Origin of the sequence: Rhizobium sp. LjRoot30 (assembly GCF_964253915.1) — a bacterium.
Taxonomy (GTDB): Bacteria; Pseudomonadota; Alphaproteobacteria; order Rhizobiales; family Rhizobiaceae; genus Metarhizobium.
The window spans coordinates 72,946-88,921 of sequence record NZ_CAXUSG020000004.1 but is presented as its reverse complement, the minus strand read 5'-3'; the positions used below and the strand labels follow the sequence as shown (position 1 = coordinate 88,921).

Sequence of the window (15,976 nt, the reverse complement as noted above, 5' to 3'; positions counted from 1 at the left end):
GAGGATCCAATGTTGCGAGAACCCGTTACCAGCCTCGTCAGCCCCGAGACCGGCGGCATGAGTGGAAACACAGGGCGTTACGAGAAGCGGTTGAGCGATCTTGCCGGCCTCTATGAAGACGCTGCCGCCCATCAGGCGCTTGTTGAAGAGCTTGCCGATCCTGTTGTCTACGATGTCGAGGATTTTCGGCCAGGCGCCCACAGCGGCGACCTTATCTACGGTGTCACCCGCATGAATCCCGGCCGCGTCGGCCGTGAATTTTTCCTGACCCGCGGCCACATCCACGCCAAGGCCGACCGTCCCGAGATCTACTACGGCCAGAAGGGCCAGGGCCTGATGCAGCTCGAATCGCCTGATGGCGAAACGCGCATCGTCGAAATCGGCCCGCAGACCATCTGTTACGTGCCGCCCTTCTGGATCCACCGCTCGATCAATGTCGGCGACGAAGATCTTGTGATGGTTTTCGCCTACCCCTCCGACAGCGGCCAGGACTACGGCATCATCGAAGCCTCCAACGGTATGCGTCACCGCGTCGTCGCCAAGGATTGCGGCGGCTGGGAGCTGATCGACAATCCTGCTTACACGCCGCGCCAGCCGGAAACGGTGGCGGCCCTCATGAAACAATACGCCTGATCGAAGCACCGCTCCAAATCGAAGGACAAGGGATCATGGACAATCCGATCGACCTTATCGCCAGCCTGGGCGTCGTGCCCGTCATCGCCATCGAAAAAGCCTCCGACGCCGTGCCGCTGGCCGATGCGCTGCTGGAAGGCGGCCTGCCGGTCGCCGAAATCACGTTTCGCACGGCCGCCGCAGCCGATGTGCTGGCCGCCATCCGCGATGCCCGGCCGGAACTGTGCATCGGCGCCGGCACCATCCTCGACAAGGACAACCTGAAGCGCGCCATCGACTCCGGCGCCCGCTTCGGCCTGGCGCCGGGTTACGATCCTGACATCGTCGACGCCGCCAAGGCCGCCGGCCTTCCCTTCTGCCCCGGCATCATGACGCCGACCGACCTGACGCAGGCGACGGCGCGTGGCGTGCGGCTGGCGAAATTCTTCCCCGCCGGCGTTGCCGGCGGCCCGAAGGCGCTTTCCGGCATCGCCGCTCCCTTCGCCCATCTCGGCGTGCGCTTCATCCCCACCGGCGGCGTCACCGAAGGCACCATCGGCGAATGGCTGTCGATCAAACAAGTTGTTGCTGTCGGCGGCACCTGGATCGCCAAGACCGAGGATATTCGCGAAGGCCGTTTCGCCGAGATAGCCAAGAATGCCGCAGGTGCCGTCAAGGCCGCGAAGGAAGCGCTGGAGAAACGCGCGTGAGCAAGTACGAACCGGCAACTCGGCCGACCCTCTATTTCATCGGCGTCACCACCAGCAAAAGCTCGATCATGAAGGTGTTTCCGGCCTGGGCCGAATATCTCGGCCTCAAGGACGCGGTCATCAAGGGCATGGATTTCAAGCTGCATGACGATCCGGTCGCCTATCGCGAAGCCGTCGCCTTCATCCGCGACGATCCGATGTCGATGGGCGCCCTGGTGACGACCCACAAGATCGACCTCTTCGCCGCCTGCAAGGACATGTTCGACGTCATCGACCCGCATGCAAGGCTGATGGACGAGACGAGCTGCATCTCGAAGATCGACGGCAAGCTGATCTGCCATGCCAAGGACCCGATTTCGTCGGGCCTCTCCATCGACGGTTTCCTCGGTGAAAACTATTTCGCCGAAACCGGCGCCGACCTGTTTTCCATGGGCGCCGGCGGATCGACCATCGCGCTCACCTGGCATCTGATGCGCCGCTCGCGCGGCACGAACGTGCCGGGCCGCATCATCGTTTCCAATCGCAGCCAGCATCGCCTCGACGAGATCCGCCGTATTCACGCGCAGGTCGAGACCGACGTGCCGATCGAATACGTGCTGGCACCGAAGCCGGAGGACAACGATGCCGTGCTGCCGACGTTGAAGCCCGGTTCGCTGGTGATCAACGCCACCGGCCTCGGCAAGGATGCGCCGGGTTCGCCGCTCTCCAACGCCTGCGTTTTCCCGAAGAAGGCGGTCGCCTGGGACCTCAACTATCGCGGCGACCTGATCTTTCTCGACCAGGCCCGCAGCCAGGAAGCGAAACGAGATCTCAAGATCGTCGATGGCTGGACCTACTTCCTGCACGGCTGGACGCAGGTGATCGCCGAAGTCTTCCATATCGATATCCCGACCTCGGGCCCGTCCTTCGACCAGATTTCCGAAATCGCCCTGAAGGCAGCCGGGAGATAAACACGATGAACCAGCGCATCCTCGTCACGCCCCGCTCGCTGACCGCCGAACCACATCCGGATGTCGAGCGCCTGAAGGACAGTGGCTTCGAAATCGTCTATTCGACACCCGGCGCCATGCCGACGGAAGACGAACTCCTGTCGCTCGTTCCCGGCTGCGTCGGCTGGCTTGCCGGCGTCGAGCCGGTGACGCCGAAGATCGTCGAAGCGGCCAGCAACCTCAAGGTCATCAGCCGCAACGGTGTCGGCGTCGATAACCTGCCGGTCGAGATCCTGCAGCAGCGTGGCGTCAAGATCATGATTGCCGAGGGCGCCAATTCCATGGGCGTCGCCGAGCTGACGATCGGCCTGCTGTTCAGCGCCATGCGCGCCATCCCGGCCGCCGATGCCGGCATCAAGGCCGGCGGCTGGCCGCGCACCCGCGGCCTGGAAATCCACGGCCGCACCGTCGGCATCATCGGCTGCGGCGCCATCGGCCGCGAGGTCGCCCGCATGGTCGTTGCCCTCGGTGCGAAAGTCATCGCTTACGACCCGATGCGGCCGAACCTCGACCTGCCCGGCGCCTCTTTCTCCTATGCCGAGATCGACGAGATCATTGCCGAGGCAGAAGTGGTATCGCTGCATTGCCCGATGCCGCGCGACGGCTCGGCGCTGTTCACCCGCGAGCGGCTGTTTGCCGCAAAGCCGGGCCTGGTGCTGATCAATACTGCCCGCGCCCGCCTCATCGACGAGGAAGCACTGCTTGAAGCGCTGGATGCCGGCCAGATCGCCTGCTACGCCACCGATGTCTTCGAGCCGGAGCCGCCGGTCGACCTTCGGCTTGCGACCAACCGCCGGGTGATCGCCACCAGCCATATCGGCGGCTTTACCGCCGAAAGCGTCGATCGCGCCACGAAGATCGCCGCCAACAACCTGCTTGCCGCCCTGCAGGCGTGAGGAAGGCCATGCGCGGCCTCATCGAAACGCCCTTCGAGGGTTCCCTTGCCCGCCGGCTTCAGGCGGGCATCGCCGAACGGCCGACGCTCTACTGGCTCGGCCAGGCCGGTTTTGTCCTCGACATCGCCGGCCGGCGGCTGGTGATCGACCCCTATCTTTCCGACAGTCTGGCTGAAAAATACAAGGGCACGGCACGGCCGCATGTACGCATGATGCCGCCGCCGGTCACGGTCGCTGAACTCGGCCCCATCGACCGTGTGCTTTGCACCCACGCCCATACCGACCATATGGACCCGGGAACGCTGAAACCGCTGCTTGCCGCCAACCCGCAAGCCCGACTGGTCGCCCCGCGGGCGATGCGGACCCAGGCGCTGGAGCGCAGCGGTGTCGCAGAAGACCGGCTCGACCTGCTTGGCGCCGGCGAAACGCTTGATGTCAGCGCCGATCTCAAGGTCACCGCCACCCGCGCCGCGCATGAAACACTGGAAACGGACGACCAGGGCGACAACAGGTTTCTCGGCTATGTCATTGCGTCAGGCGATTGCCGCATCTGGCATTCCGGCGACTGCATTCCTTTCGATGGCCTTGAACAGGAGGTTGCCGCGCTGAAATCCGCCATCGCCCTGCTGCCGGTCAACGGCCGCCGGCCGGAGCTTTCGCAAAACGGCGTGCCCGGCAATTTTGATCTCGGCGAGGCGATAGCGCTTGCCGGCGCCATCGGTGCCTCGGCGATGATCGCCCATCACTACGGGCTTTTCGACTTCAACACCGCCGCGCCGGAAGAGATCGACGCTGCGGCCCGGTCAAGCGTCTCTCCGGTTGTGTACCGCGCCCGGGAAGCGATTGCTTTCGAATGGGCCGGCCTCTAGGTTGAGCGCAAAAGCGTCGGCACGACGGGGAACAGCAAGGCATGAGCATGGACACGGATACGCGAGCGGATATCCGAAATCCCAACCGCAACATCATCGAGGTCATCCGGACTCTGCGGCCGGACCTGCGCAAGTCCGACCGCAAGGTCGCCGATGTCGTGCTGGAAGACCCGCGCCGCATCCTCAACGCCACGGTGGGCGAGACCGCGGCGCTGGCCGAAGTCAGCCAGCCGACCGTCCTGCGATTTTCGACCGCCATCGGCTGCAACGGCTTTCAGGATTTCAAGATCCGGCTGGCCCAGAGCCTGGCGCTCGGCACGCCGGCGACCCATTCCGTGCTGCTCGACACCGACGAGCCGGAAGTCGTGGCGGAAAAGATCTTCGACTACACCATGACCAGCCTCGACTGGGCGCGCTCGCGCCTCGACAAGGCGGCGCTGCACAAGGCGATCGATATCCTCGCCGCCGCCCGTTCGATCGAATTCTTCGGCTTCGGCGCCTCCGGCATCGTTGCGCGTGACGCGCAGCAGAAATTTCCGTTGTTCGGCGTGCCCTGCGGCGCGCAACTTGATTCGCACCAGCAGGTGATGGTTGCGACGATGATGAACCCCGGCGACGTCGCCTTCCTGATCTCCAATACGGGAACGACACGCTCGATCATCGAAATCGCCCGCATCGCCCGCGAGAACGGCGCCTCTGTCATCGGGCTGACCGGCTCGGATTCGCCGCTCGCCTCCTATTGCGACGTGCCGCTGGTCGTCGAGACGTTGGAAAACACCAACATGTATACGCCGACGATCTCGCGCATCGCCGCCCTCGTCGTCATCGACATTCTGTCCACCAGCGTCTCGATGCGCCGCCCGCCGGAGGAGCAGGCTCGTATCCATCGCATGAAGCGTCAGTTGAGCGACATCCGCAAGATGCAGCCGATCTGAGCAGCCTCGGCGCCACTTTCCGGAAAATTGAAAGGCCCGCTGCATACTCTGCAGCGGGCCTTTAAGTTGGCGACAACCGCCATGCCCCAATACGTCATTCTCGGGCTTGTCCCGAGAATCTGCCGACGCCTACCAAGTCGTTGACGGTAACGGCGATGTCTGGCGTGCTTGGATGCTCGGCACAAGACCGAGCATGACGAAGGAGAGGTCTTCCGATTTTCCAGCAGCCTGAAGGCAAACCGCGCAACATGCCGCTGACCTTCTCAGGCAACCCTCACCCCTTGAAGGTATAATCCGCAATCGACTGCGGCTTCATCTCGATGGAAAAGCCCGGCAGCGACGGCGGCATGTAGGCCGCGTCCTGGATGACGCAGGGATCGATGAAGTGTTCGTGCAGATGGTCGACGAACTCGATGACCCTGCCCTCCTTGGTGCCGGACACGGCGATGTAATCGATCATCGACAGATGCTGCACATATTCGCAGAGGCCGACGCCGCCGGCATGCGGCCAGACAGGCAGGTTGTACTTCGCGGCAATCAAAAGCACCGCCAGCACCTCGTTCAGGCCGCCCATGCGGCACGAATCGATCTGCACCACGTCGATGGCGCCTTCGGCGATGAACTGCTTGAACATGATGCGGTTCTGGCACATCTCGCCGGTTGCGACCTTCACCGGGCCGATCGCCTGACGGATCTTGCGATGGCCGGCGACGTCGTCCGGGCTGGTTGGCTCCTCGATGAAGAACGGCTTGCAGAAGGCAAGCTTCTTCACCCAGTCGATCGCCTGGTCGACTTCCCAGACCTGGTTGGCATCGATCATCAGGTAACGATCCGGACCGATGACCTCGCGGGCGATGGTCAGGCGGCGAATATCGTCTTCGAGATCACGGCCGACCTTCATCTTGACATGGTTGAAGCCGGCATCGATGGCTTCCTGGCAGAGGCGGCGCAGCTTGTCGTCGTCGTAACCGAGCCAGCCGGCAGACGTCGTGTAGCAGGCGTAACCGTCCTTCTCGAGCGTGGCGATGCGCTCCGCCTTGCCGGCCTCGGCCTTTTTCAGGATGGCAAGAGCATCGTCGCGGGTCAGCACGTCGGTGAGGTAACGGTAATCGACGATATCGGCGATCTGTTCCGGGGTCATGTCGCCCACCAGGCGCCAGACCGGCTTGCCGGCTTCCTTGGCGAGCAGATCCCAGACGGCGTTGACGACAGCGCCGGTGGCCAGGTGCATGGCGCCCTTGTCCGGGCCGATCCAGCGCAACTGGCTGTCGCTGGTGAGATGGCGCCAGTATTTGCCGGGGTTCTCCAGCACCGTGGAAAGCTCGGTGCCGACCACCAGATGGCGCATCGCCTCGATCGCCATGCAGCAGATGTCGTTGCCGCGGCCGATGGTGAAGGTCAGGCCGTGGCCGGCAAGGCCCGGCTTGTCGGTATCGAGAATGACATAGGCGGCCGAATAATCCGGATCCGGATTCATGGCATCCGAGCCATCAAGGCTCTGGGATGTGGGAAAGCGCAGGTCGAAGACGCGAAGGTCGGTAATACGGGTCATGGTAACCTCTAAAAATCGGAGTGACGGCGGCCTATCGCCGTCGCTCCCTGCAAACGGCCGCGGATGTGGTGATAGTCTCGGTCAGATGGTCCAGCCGCCGTCGATGGCGTAGGCCTGACCGGTCGTGTAGGTGGCGCCGGCAAGGTAGACGGCGAGATCGGCGATTTCCTCCGGCGTACCGATGCGGCCAATCGGCTGGCGGGCGACGAAGGCGGCACGCGTTGTCTCGTAGTCACCCTGGGCGCGCAGACGCTCCTGCAGCGACGGGCTTTCGACCGTGCCGGGGCAAATCGCGTTGCAGCGAATGCCCTGCGCAACGTAATCGGCGGCAATCGCCTTGGTGAGGCCGATGACGGCCGCCTTGGTGACGCCGTAAGCAAAGCGGTTCGCCACGCCCTTCACGCTGGACGCGACGGAAGCCATGTTGACGATGGCGCCATCCTTGCGCTCCAGCATGCCCGGCAGCACGGCGCGGATCAGGCGGATCTGCGCCTTGACGTTGAGATCGAAGGCGAATTCGAGATCCTTGTCCGGCATTTCCATGATGTTGCCGCCGTGAACGACGCCGGCGCAATTGAAAAGGACGTCGACGGCGCCGATTTCGGCGACCAGTGCCTTGACGGCGTCATCATCCAGCACGTTGAGCTTCTTGACGGCGATGTTGTCGCTCGCCAGCTCATTGAGCAGGTCCATGTTGATGTCGGTCGCGACAACCTTCGCGCCCGCCTTGGCAAAAGCCAGCACCGAGGCCCGGCCGATACCCTGTGCGGCCGCGGTGATCAGTACGGTCTTGCCTACCAGATAGTCCGTCATGGTTTCATCCTTCACTTCTGTTTGCGCTCGACGAGCAGGATGTGATCCGCTGCCAGAACGACTTCATTTCGCTGATTGAGCACTTCGCAACGTTCGATGACGCGACCCATCTCCGCCCGTTTCGGATCGTCTTCCTTGGCCGAGATGGTCACGCGGGTGCGGATCGTATCACCGATGTGGACGGGACGGATGAAGCGAAGCCGGTCGTACCCATAAGAAAATGCCACCGGGTTGATCAGCGACGCCGTCAGGCCGACGCCGATCGAAAAGATCATCGTCCCGTGGGCTATGCGCTGGCCGCCGGGCAGCGTCTTGGCGAATTCGGCATCCATGTGATGCGGGAAAAAATCGCCGGTATGGCCGGCATGCACGACAAAATCCGTCTCGGTGATGGTGCGGCCGGTGGTGATGCGCTCGTGACCGAGTTCGTAGTCTTCGTAGTGAATGGTCTGTTCCGCCATGCCTCAGGCCTCCGGAAGTTTGGCCAGCGGCGTTGCCGGGCTGGCGCTGGATTCATAAGCGGCCTCGACAAGGGCCATGGTCTGCCAGGCGTCTTCGACGGAGCCGACCAGTTCGCTGTCCTCGCCGGTGGCAAATCGCTGCAGGTTCGCCATGCGGTTTTCGAAGGCATCCGGGAACCAGGCGCCTTCGAGCGGCACCGGCACCCAGTCCTCGCCGCCGGCCGGGCGTATCCAGAGTTCGTCCGGTTCGCCGCGCGGATAGTCGAGGTTGACGCCGAGCTTGACGTAGGCGGCCCCCTCGGTGCCGCTGATGCGGAATTCGCAGGCCTGGAATTTTCGGCCGAAATCATGGTCGTGGTTGACCGAGACGACGCAACGGACCTTGTCACCGTAATCGAGGATCGCGGCGGTGCGCGTTTGCGCCACGTCGTGGTTCGGATGGCCGAGGGTCTTGGCATGTACGCCAAGCGGATTGCCGAGCAGGCCACGGATGAAATCGAGATAGTGGATCGAGTGCATGGCGATCTCGATACGCGGCAGGCCTTTCAGGAACGGCCAGAGCCCCCACGGTGTCGCCAGCGCCAGCCATGCGTCGAAATCGACGACCTCGCCGAGCAGGCCTTTTGCCACGGCATCCTTCAGCGCCAGCATCATCGGCGCAAAGCGCAGCTGGAAATTGACGGCGGCCTTGATGTCGCGTTCGCGGCAAACGTTCAGGATCTCGGTTGCACCGGCCAGATCACTTCCCATAGGCTTCTGGATCAGCGCGAAGGAGCCCTTCGGCAACAGTTTCAGGATGGACACATGCGCGGCCGGTGGCGTCGCCAGGTCGAAGACCGCATTTTCGACGGCAACGGCTTCTTCCTGCGAGGGGAAGGCGCGAATGCCCCACTGGTTCGCCAAGGCTTCCGCCTTTTCACGGTTCGGATCGTAGATGCCGGCGACGGGGAACCCGGCCTTTTTGTAAGCCGGCAGGTGCGCGTCACCCACGATCGAACCGGCACCGAAAATCACGATCGGCCGCGGCGTCTCAGGCTTCGGCCACCACTGCTGCAGGGATTTTGGGTCAAAGATCATGCATTTTTCTCCCTCTTCTCCCCAGCGGGGAGAAGTGCCGAGCCTGCGAGGCGATGAGGGGGTGAGCGGCGCAGGCCGCGAACGACCGGAGCGCCAACGACGGGCGCAATCTGAGGAGCCGACACCCCCTCATCCGACCCTTCGGGCCACCTTCTCCCCGCTGGGGAGAAGGGAATGCCAGCATTTCAGCCATGATGAAAAACCTCTTCCATCATCGCCCACCACTCGCCCTCTTTGCGAGTCTCAAGCGGCTTCTGGCACGGCATGCAGACCGACCACCATTCCTGGTTCTTCGGGCTGGCCGCCATCTTGGCCATGTCGGCCTCGAAATCGCTGCCGAGATACTCCCAATAACCGAACAGCAGGTTTTCCGGCTCCTTGAGGAAGATGGAATAGTTGGTGATGTTGCATTCGGAGATCAGCGCCAGGATCTCCGGCCAGACCACCGCATGCAGCGCCTTGTATTCCGCAATCTTCTCCGGCTGCAGGCCGATCACCATGCCCATGCGCTGCATCGTTCTGCTCCTCAGTTACCGGTGAATTCGCGGGTGAATTCGGCAATGCTGCGTGCCTTCACCGCATCCCAATCCCACGCGATGCCGATACCCGGTTCGGAAGGCGCGATTGCTCGGCCGTCGCGGATTTCCATGCCCTTAGTGGTGAGGTCGTCGAGCTGCGGGATGTATTCGACATATTTGCCGTTCTGCACGGCGCAGACAAGGCTGACATGCAGTTCCATCAGGAAGTGCGGGCAGACCGGAATGTCGAAGGCTTCAGCGGTGTTCGCCACCTTCAGCCACGGCGTGATGCCGCCGATGCGGGCGACATCGACCTGCACGATCGAGCAGGCGCCCTTCTGCATATATTCGCGGAAATGCCGGATCGAATACATCGATTCGCCAACGGCGATCGGCGTTGCCGTCGAGCGCGTCAGGCGGATATGGCCGTCGAGATCGTCGGCCGGCAGCGGCTCCTCGATCCAGGCGAGGTCGAGTTCGGCCAGCCGCGCGGCGCGTCGGATCGCCTCGTCGACAGTAAAACCCTGGTTGCCGTCGGTCATGATCTCGAAGCCGTCGCCGAGCGCCTTGCGCATCGCCGACAGGCGGTCGTAGTCCTCGGAGCCGTGCGGCTTGCCGATCTTGACCTTGGAGCCGGAAAAACCCTTGGCCTTGGCCTGCAGCGCATCCTCGACCAGCGCTTCCTTGGAGATATGCAGCCATCCGCCTTCGGTGGTGTAGAGCGGGCAGCTGTCCTTGGCGCCGCCGGCAAGCTTCCACAACGGCAGATTCTGCTTCTTGGCGCGCAGGTCCCAGAGTGCGGTATCGACGGCGGCCAGCGCCAAGGCGGTGATCGCGCCGATGGTGGTGGCGTGGGTGGCGAATTCCATCTTGTGCCACAAGGCCTCGATGCGGTCGGCATCCTCGCCGATCAGCAGCGGCACGAGGTGATCCGACAGGAGCCGCATGACGGAGGAACCGCCGGTGCCGATGGTGTAGGAGTAACCGATGCCGACGGCGCCGTCGGAATCGGTGATGGTGACGATCGGCGTTTCCTGGCTGACGAAGCTCTGGATGGCATCCGTGCGCTTCACCTTCGGCGGCAGGTCCACCATCCGCAATTCGATTTTTTCAATACGGGCCATGATCGTTCCTCCCTAATCAAAGCGCCAGCGACGTGCCGGTCTCGGCGGAGAACAGATGCGCCTGCGACAAGTCGAAGCTCATCTGCAGCCGTTCACCAGTCTTCAATGGCCGCGGGTTCAGCATGCGCGACACCCATTCGCGACCGGCGAACTCGACGAAGACCAGCGTCTCGTTGCCGAGCGGCTCGGTGATGACCACCGAGACCTCGTTGTGGTGCACGGCCGCGTCTTCACCGGAGTGCAGGCCGTGGCCCGTCGGAAAGATGTCATCGGGACGCAAGCCGAAGACGACCTGCTGGCCATCCTTGACGCGATCCTTGAATTGGGTCGGCAAGGGCAGGCTGTCGCCGTTCTTGAAGACGAGCTTGCCCGCCTCGACCTTGGCCTCCTCGATATTCATCGGCGGCGAGCCGATGAAGCCGGCAACAAAGCGCGTCGCGGGCTTCTTGAACACCTCGTCCGGCGTGCCGACCTGTTCGATATGGCCGTCACGCATGATGACGATGCGGTCGGCAAGCGTCATCGCCTCCACCTGATCGTGGGTGACGTAGATCATCGTCGACTGCACCTTGGCATGCAGCCGCTTGATCTCGGTGCGCACCTGGGTGCGCAGCTTGGCATCGAGGTTCGACAAAGGTTCGTCGAAGAGGAAGACATCCGGCTGGCGGACGATGGCGCGCCCCATGGCAACACGCTGGCGCTGGCCGCCGGACAACTGTGCCGGGCGACGATCCATCAAGGCTTCGAGGCTGAGGATCTTCGACGCCTCGTTGACGCGCTCGTCGATCTCCGCCTGCGACTTCTTGGCGATCTTCAGCGAAAACCCCATGTTTTCACGCACGGTCATGTGCGGATACAGCGCGTAGGACTGGAAGACCATCGAGATGTTGCGGTCACGCGGCGGCAGGTCGTTGACGACGGTATCGCCGATGAAGATCTCGCCGCCGGAAATGTCTTCCAGGCCGGCAATCATGCGCAGCGTCGTCGACTTGCCACAACCGGACGGGCCAACCAGCGCGATGAATTCCTTGTCCTTGATGTCGAGGTCGATGCCGTGGACGATTTCCAGCGCGCCGTAACGCTTGACGAGTTTTTTGAGAGAAACCTGAGCCATGACGGATCAACCCTTGACCGCACCGAACGTCAAACCGGAGACGAGGTGCTTCTGAATGATGAAAGTGAGTGCGAGCGCCGGTGCGATCATCACGACGGCCAGCGCGCACATGCCGCGCCAGTCGATGGTGAACTCGGCCGTGTAGTCGAGCAGGCCGACCGGCAGCGTCTTCGAATTGATCGAGCGGGTCAGCTGCGAGGCCAGCGCATATTCGTTCCAGCAGGTGAGGAACGAGAAGATGCCTGCGGACGCGATGCCCGGGCCGGCCAGCGGGAATTCCACCTGCCAGAAGGCCTGCCAGCGGGTGCAGCCGTCGATCTGCGCCGCCTCGGCGAGATCCTTCGGCACCTGGCGGAAGAAACCGTCGATCAGCCAGATGGTGAAGGGCACGTTGAGCGCGACATAGGTGAGGATCAGGCCGAAATGCGTATCGATGATGCCGAGGCGCGAATAGACGATGAACAGCGGCAGCGACAGCGCGATACCGGGCACCGAACGCGTCAGCATCAGGCCGAGGAAGGCGCCGGACTTGCCCTTGAAGCGGAAGCGCGCGAAGGCGTAGCCGCCGGACATGCCGATGGCGAGCGCGATGACCGTGGAGGTGACCGAGATGATCAGCGAGTTGCGGAAATAATCCCAGACCGGGATACCACCCTTGCCGACGCCGCTGAACATGGCGGTATAGGCTTCGAAGGTGATTTCGTTGGGGATCCACACCGGCGGCTTCGCCATGATCTCGACGGTCGGGCGCAGCGAACTGAGCACGATCCAGAAACCGGGAAGGCAGATGACCAGCATCGCCAGGAACAGGCCGACGAGATAGAAGACCTTGAGGACACGGCGCTTCAGGCGCTGTTTGGAATTGCGGTCCATCTTACCACTCCGCTCCGATCTGGGTCCGGGCTGCGGCAAGCTTCCGGAAGAAATAGATGGTGAAAACGATCGACAGGATGATCGAAATGTAGGCCATGGCGGTGGCAAGCCCCATTTGCGCATCGGCATAGGCGGTGCGGCCGACCAGCGTCCAGATCAGCTCGGTACGCCGCGCCGGGCCGCCATCCGTCATGATCTTGACGATGTCGTAGGCGCGCGCGATGTCGAGCGAGCGGATGGTCATGGCGATATAGGCGAAGGGCATCAGGAACGGCCAGGTGACATACCGGAAGGTCTGCCACGGCGTGCAGCCATCGACACGCGCCGCTTCCACCGGCTCCTGCGGCATGGCGAGCAGGCCGGCGAGGATGAGGATGGCGAAGACCGAGGTCGACGACCAGATTTCGGCGACCGAGATCGCAAACAGTGCCAGGTTGCCGTCGATCAGCCACGGGATCGCCTGATCCGTCAGGCCAAGAGACTGCAGCGCGTTGTTGATCAGGCCGACATTGTCGTTGAACATGAACTTGAACTGGAAACCGACCAGCACCGGCGAAAACATCATCGGGAACATCATCGCCGTGCGCAGCGCCCGCTTGCCGTAGGTGGCCTTGTTGACCAGCATGGCAAGGCCGAGGCCAAGCAGCATTTCGAGGTTCAGTGCGATGGTCAACAGCACGACGGTGCGCAGGAACGCCGCCCAGAAAACCCAGTCCGTCAGGATCCGCTCATAATTGCGGAAACCGGCCCAGATGAACAGCGAGGCGGGTTTTGTCAGCCGGAACGGCGTAAAACTGGAATAAAGCGACAAAAGCAGCGGGAACAGCACGACTGCCACCAGCACCATGATGGCCGGAAGCAGCAGCAGGACCGGTGGAGATATTTTTCGAAACATGTTTGACACCCATCCCGACGTGTTCTGATGGCAATCAGATCTTGGGCTGCGGCTCTGGCCGGAGCAACCAAGGATGCACAGCTCTATCCCGGGGGACGGCTGCGACGGGAATGCTCGTTCCTGTTCATCGGCAGATGCCCGCGGCCGGCAAGGCCGCGGGCATCCATGGAAAGCAGCGATTTAGAGTTCGCCGGCGTCCTGCAGCACCTGCAGCGCCTTTTCGGCGGCAGCGTCGAGCGCTTCCTTCGAGGTCTTGTCGCCGAGGATGGCGGCCTGGAGCTCAGGATAGACGACGTTGGAAATCTCGATCCACGACGGCGTCTGCGGAACGGCGAAAGCACCCTTTGCCGTTTCCTGGAAGGCCGTCAGGGCTTCCTTCTTGTAAGGATCGGATTCTGCCTGCTGCAGATCCCACTCCCAGACAGCCTTGCGGGTCGGCAGCGTGCCGTTGGCAGCTTCGATCTTCTGCGAGTCGTCGTTGGTCAGGAACCAGACGAGCGAAGCGGCAGCTTCCTTGTTGGCGCAGCTTTCGGTAACCGAGAAGCCGTGGTGACCGGACCAGCCGGTGCGCTTGCCGGACGAACCGGCCGGAGCAACCTTCACGCCGACATTGCCGGCAACCTTGGACGACTTCGGGTCGTTGAAGTAGGTCGCCCAGCCAGGCCAGTCGAGGTTGACGGCGATGGTGCCGGAGGCAAAGCCTGCGCCAAGTTCATCCCAGAGGTAGTTGGTCGTGCCGGCCGGAACGGCCTTGGCCTTGTAGAGGTTCACGAACCAGTCGAGCGCGCGCACGCCAGCTTCGGAATTGAAGGCCGGCTTGCCATCTGCATCGAGGTATTCGCCGCCTTCAGCGAGCAGCATTTCGTAGAAGCGGCCGTTGATCGCCTCTTCCTTGCCAGCAAACTGTGTGCCGTAGAAGTTCGGCGGATCGGAGAAGAACTCGGCCTGATCGGCAACCTGCTTCCAGGTGTCCGGCGGCGTCAGGTCATAGCCATACTTGGCCTTGAATGCCGTCTTCTTGGCTTCGTCGGCATAGAGGCTCTTCTGGTAATAAAGAGCCGAAACGTCGAACTGCGCGCGCGGCAGCATGACGAGCTTGCCGTCGATCGTCGAGGACTTGATGTTGGCGTCGACGAACTCGCCGATAACCTCAGCCGGCAGCAGGCCATTCAGGTCTGCATAGAGATCCGGATACTGCGGCGCGAAGGATGAGTGGTTGGAACCAACGCACCAGCTGATCGTGCCGGAAGCGATGTCCGACTTGATTTCCTTGTCCAGCTCGAAGTGGTTCTTCTTCGAGAGAACGTTGACCTTGGCGCCCGTGGCTTTTTCCCACTCGGCGATGCGCGCGTAAAGCGGCTCATACTGCTGACCACCGATCAGCTTGGCATCGATCGTGACGCCGTCGAATTTCCCGGGCAAATCCGCGGCAAAGGCCGCCTGAATACCGCAGGCCAACAGAACAGCGCCGGCAGCAACGCCGGATAGCAACTTCTTCATCTGGCTCCTCCTCATCCCACCGTGCGTGATTGCACGGGTCAGCTCCCATATTCTCATTTGTGAGAACTTCATTTATATACAAAACAAGAAATGCCGTTTGCGTCAAGCCTGAACTTTCGCTTCCCGGCGAGAAATTATGCGTATATGGAAATGAATATTCACATAGGAGGAGGAACGAGCATGGAGAACGATGACGACCGCTACCGCGCACCGGCGCTGGACAAGGGCCTCGACATCCTTGAACTCCTTGCCGGCGTGGACGGCGGCCTGACGCAGGCGGAGATTTCCAAGCGCCTCGGCCGCAGCCCCAACGAGTTCTACCGCATGCTCGACCGGCTGGTGCGCCGCGGCTACGTCACCCGAATCGATGGCGACCGTTATTCGCTGACGCTGAAACTGTTCGGCCTGGCGCAGTTGCATGCCCCGGTGCGGCGGCTTGCCTCCTATGCCACGCCGCTGATGCGCGACCTGGCGCAGAAATCGAAGCAGGCCAACCAGCTCGCCGTCTTCGACCGCGGCGCCGCCGTTGTCATTGCGCAGCAGGAAGCGCCGGATTATTGGGGCATTTCCATCCGTGTCGGCTCGCATATCAGCCTTTTCGATACCGGTTCCGGCCATGTCCTCCTGGCATTCCGCTCTCCGGAAGAGCGCGAAATGATGATCTCCGAACATGTGCGCAGCCGCGAGGACGTAAAACTGACGCCGGAATTTTACGCCCGGCTCGACCAGATCCGCGAACGCGGCTACGAAATGATGGCCAGCGCCCAGACCGCCGGCGTCTACAACCTCTCGGCGCCGATCCTCGGCCCGGATGGACGCGGCATCGCCGCGCTGACCGTGCCCTATATCACGCTGGTCAACGCTCCCGGCGCGCCGGACATCAGCCGCACCATTTCCCTGCTGCAGGAAACCGCGTCGCAGCTGTCGTTGCTCGCCGGTTCGGACGTGCCGACACCGGCTGAAAAATGAACTTCATATTTGGGCGCGAGGGAAAAGACCTGCAATTTCAAGCGGCAAATTGCTGAAAAATTGCGCCCT

At 62.5% G+C, this 15,976-nt stretch carries 17 protein-coding genes; 7 read left to right on the top strand and 10 right to left on the bottom strand.

Annotated elements, in window-relative coordinates; translation table 11 throughout:
• The first annotated feature begins 9 nt into the window (after positions 1–9).
• Genes ACSQ3I_RS10235 through ACSQ3I_RS10210 form a run of 6 tightly spaced genes read left to right on the top strand, consistent with a single transcriptional unit; the run spans position 10 to position 5,011 of the window.
• Positions 10–633: a glucose-6-phosphate isomerase gene (locus ACSQ3I_RS10235; protein WP_435998481.1), complete on the top strand. Its 624-nt coding sequence runs from the start codon at positions 10–12 to the stop codon at positions 631–633.
• Between the two features lie 35 nt (positions 634–668).
• Positions 669–1,322 (top strand): bifunctional 4-hydroxy-2-oxoglutarate aldolase/2-dehydro-3-deoxy-phosphogluconate aldolase, encoded by a 654-nt coding sequence (gene eda / locus ACSQ3I_RS10230; protein ID WP_435998480.1) that lies wholly within the window; start codon positions 669–671, stop codon positions 1,320–1,322.
• Positions 1,319–2,272 carry a shikimate dehydrogenase family protein gene (locus tag ACSQ3I_RS10225; RefSeq protein ID WP_435998478.1) on the top strand — a complete coding sequence of 318 codons (954 nt, stop codon included), beginning with the start codon at positions 1,319–1,321 and terminating at the stop codon, positions 2,270–2,272. Before eda ends, ACSQ3I_RS10225 begins: the two co-directional genes overlap by 4 nt.
• 5 nt (positions 2,273–2,277) lie before the next feature.
• Entirely contained in the window at positions 2,278–3,207 is a 930-nt protein-coding gene (locus ACSQ3I_RS10220) for a phosphoglycerate dehydrogenase (protein ID WP_435998477.1), read from the top strand.
• A gap of 8 nt (positions 3,208–3,215) precedes the next feature.
• Positions 3,216–4,076, top strand: coding sequence for an MBL fold metallo-hydrolase (locus tag ACSQ3I_RS10215; RefSeq protein WP_435998476.1), 861 nt, complete (start codon positions 3,216–3,218; stop codon positions 4,074–4,076).
• Between the two features lie 41 nt (positions 4,077–4,117).
• Positions 4,118–5,011, top strand: a complete 894-nt coding sequence (locus ACSQ3I_RS10210) for an SIS domain-containing protein (protein WP_435998474.1) — start codon at positions 4,118–4,120, stop codon at positions 5,009–5,011.
• A 274-nt stretch (positions 5,012–5,285) separates the two neighbouring features.
• Here the strand turns inward: ACSQ3I_RS10210 and ACSQ3I_RS10205 are convergent, their stop codons facing one another.
• From ACSQ3I_RS10205 to ACSQ3I_RS10160, 10 genes are all read right to left on the bottom strand, one after another.
• A complete protein-coding gene (locus tag ACSQ3I_RS10205) occupies positions 5,286–6,563 on the bottom strand; it encodes an L-fuconate dehydratase (protein ID WP_435998473.1) in 1,278 nt (425 codons plus the stop codon).
• An 81-nt stretch (positions 6,564–6,644) separates the two neighbouring features.
• Positions 6,645–7,376, bottom strand: a complete 732-nt coding sequence (locus ACSQ3I_RS10200) for an SDR family oxidoreductase (RefSeq protein ID WP_435998471.1) — start codon at positions 7,374–7,376, stop codon at positions 6,645–6,647.
• Positions 7,377–7,387: 11 nt separating this feature from the next.
• A complete protein-coding gene (locus ACSQ3I_RS10195) occupies positions 7,388–7,837 on the bottom strand; it encodes a MaoC/PaaZ C-terminal domain-containing protein (protein ID WP_435998470.1) in 450 nt (149 codons plus the stop codon).
• Positions 7,838–7,840: 3 nt separating this feature from the next.
• On the bottom strand, positions 7,841–8,914 hold the full coding sequence (locus ACSQ3I_RS10190) for a Gfo/Idh/MocA family protein (RefSeq protein WP_435998469.1): 1,074 nt from the start codon (positions 8,912–8,914) through the stop codon (positions 7,841–7,843).
• 185 nt (positions 8,915–9,099) lie between these two features.
• Positions 9,100–9,429: an L-rhamnose mutarotase gene (locus tag ACSQ3I_RS10185; protein WP_435998468.1), complete on the bottom strand. Its 330-nt coding sequence runs from the start codon at positions 9,427–9,429 to the stop codon at positions 9,100–9,102.
• Positions 9,430–9,440: 11 nt separating this feature from the next.
• The gene (locus ACSQ3I_RS10180; protein WP_435998467.1) at positions 9,441–10,556 is read right to left on the bottom strand and encodes a mandelate racemase/muconate lactonizing enzyme family protein; all 1,116 of its coding nucleotides are present in this window, start codon (positions 10,554–10,556) and stop codon (positions 9,441–9,443) included.
• A gap of 16 nt (positions 10,557–10,572) precedes the next feature.
• Entirely contained in the window at positions 10,573–11,670 is a 1,098-nt protein-coding gene (locus ACSQ3I_RS10175; protein WP_435998466.1) for an ABC transporter ATP-binding protein, read from the bottom strand.
• A 6-nt stretch (positions 11,671–11,676) separates the two neighbouring features.
• Positions 11,677–12,543, bottom strand: a complete 867-nt coding sequence (locus tag ACSQ3I_RS10170) for a carbohydrate ABC transporter permease (protein ID WP_435998465.1) — start codon at positions 12,541–12,543, stop codon at positions 11,677–11,679.
• A 1-nt stretch (position 12,544) separates the two neighbouring features.
• Positions 12,545–13,438, bottom strand: a complete 894-nt coding sequence (locus ACSQ3I_RS10165; protein ID WP_435998463.1) for a carbohydrate ABC transporter permease — start codon at positions 13,436–13,438, stop codon at positions 12,545–12,547.
• Positions 13,439–13,618: 180 nt separating this feature from the next.
• Positions 13,619–14,938 (bottom strand): ABC transporter substrate-binding protein, encoded by a 1,320-nt coding sequence (locus ACSQ3I_RS10160; RefSeq protein ID WP_435998462.1) that lies wholly within the window; start codon positions 14,936–14,938, stop codon positions 13,619–13,621.
• A 180-nt stretch (positions 14,939–15,118) separates the two neighbouring features.
• Between ACSQ3I_RS10160 and ACSQ3I_RS10155 the strand changes: the two genes are divergently transcribed.
• Complete coding sequence (locus tag ACSQ3I_RS10155) at positions 15,119–15,907, top strand: IclR family transcriptional regulator (RefSeq protein WP_435998461.1); 789 nt, start codon at positions 15,119–15,121, stop codon at positions 15,905–15,907.
• Positions 15,908–15,976 lie beyond the last annotated feature (69 nt).

Coding starts and splice junctions, on each gene's coding strand:
- ACSQ3I_RS10215 (WP_435998476.1), top strand. CDS start 3,216: ATGCGCGGCCTCATCGAAACGCCCTTCGAGGGTTCCCTTGCCCGCCGG.
- eda (WP_435998480.1), top strand. CDS start 669: ATGGACAATCCGATCGACCTTATCGCCAGCCTGGGCGTCGTGCCCGTC.
- ACSQ3I_RS10220 (WP_435998477.1), top strand. CDS start 2,278: ATGAACCAGCGCATCCTCGTCACGCCCCGCTCGCTGACCGCCGAACCA.
- ACSQ3I_RS10170 (WP_435998465.1), bottom strand. CDS start 12,543: ATGGACCGCAATTCCAAACAGCGCCTGAAGCGCCGTGTCCTCAAGGTC.
- ACSQ3I_RS10175 (WP_435998466.1), bottom strand. CDS start 11,670: ATGGCTCAGGTTTCTCTCAAAAAACTCGTCAAGCGTTACGGCGCGCTG.
- ACSQ3I_RS10160 (WP_435998462.1), bottom strand. CDS start 14,938: ATGAAGAAGTTGCTATCCGGCGTTGCTGCCGGCGCTGTTCTGTTGGCC.
- ACSQ3I_RS10235 (WP_435998481.1), top strand. CDS start 10: ATGTTGCGAGAACCCGTTACCAGCCTCGTCAGCCCCGAGACCGGCGGC.
- ACSQ3I_RS10165 (WP_435998463.1), bottom strand. CDS start 13,438: ATGTTTCGAAAAATATCTCCACCGGTCCTGCTGCTGCTTCCGGCCATC.
- ACSQ3I_RS10195 (WP_435998470.1), bottom strand. CDS start 7,837: ATGGCGGAACAGACCATTCACTACGAAGACTACGAACTCGGTCACGAG.
- ACSQ3I_RS10210 (WP_435998474.1), top strand. CDS start 4,118: ATGAGCATGGACACGGATACGCGAGCGGATATCCGAAATCCCAACCGC.
- ACSQ3I_RS10180 (WP_435998467.1), bottom strand. CDS start 10,556: ATGGCCCGTATTGAAAAAATCGAATTGCGGATGGTGGACCTGCCGCCG.
- ACSQ3I_RS10185 (WP_435998468.1), bottom strand. CDS start 9,429: ATGCAGCGCATGGGCATGGTGATCGGCCTGCAGCCGGAGAAGATTGCG.
- ACSQ3I_RS10155 (WP_435998461.1), top strand. CDS start 15,119: ATGGAGAACGATGACGACCGCTACCGCGCACCGGCGCTGGACAAGGGC.
- ACSQ3I_RS10205 (WP_435998473.1), bottom strand. CDS start 6,563: ATGACCCGTATTACCGACCTTCGCGTCTTCGACCTGCGCTTTCCCACA.
- ACSQ3I_RS10200 (WP_435998471.1), bottom strand. CDS start 7,376: ATGACGGACTATCTGGTAGGCAAGACCGTACTGATCACCGCGGCCGCA.
- ACSQ3I_RS10190 (WP_435998469.1), bottom strand. CDS start 8,914: ATGATCTTTGACCCAAAATCCCTGCAGCAGTGGTGGCCGAAGCCTGAG.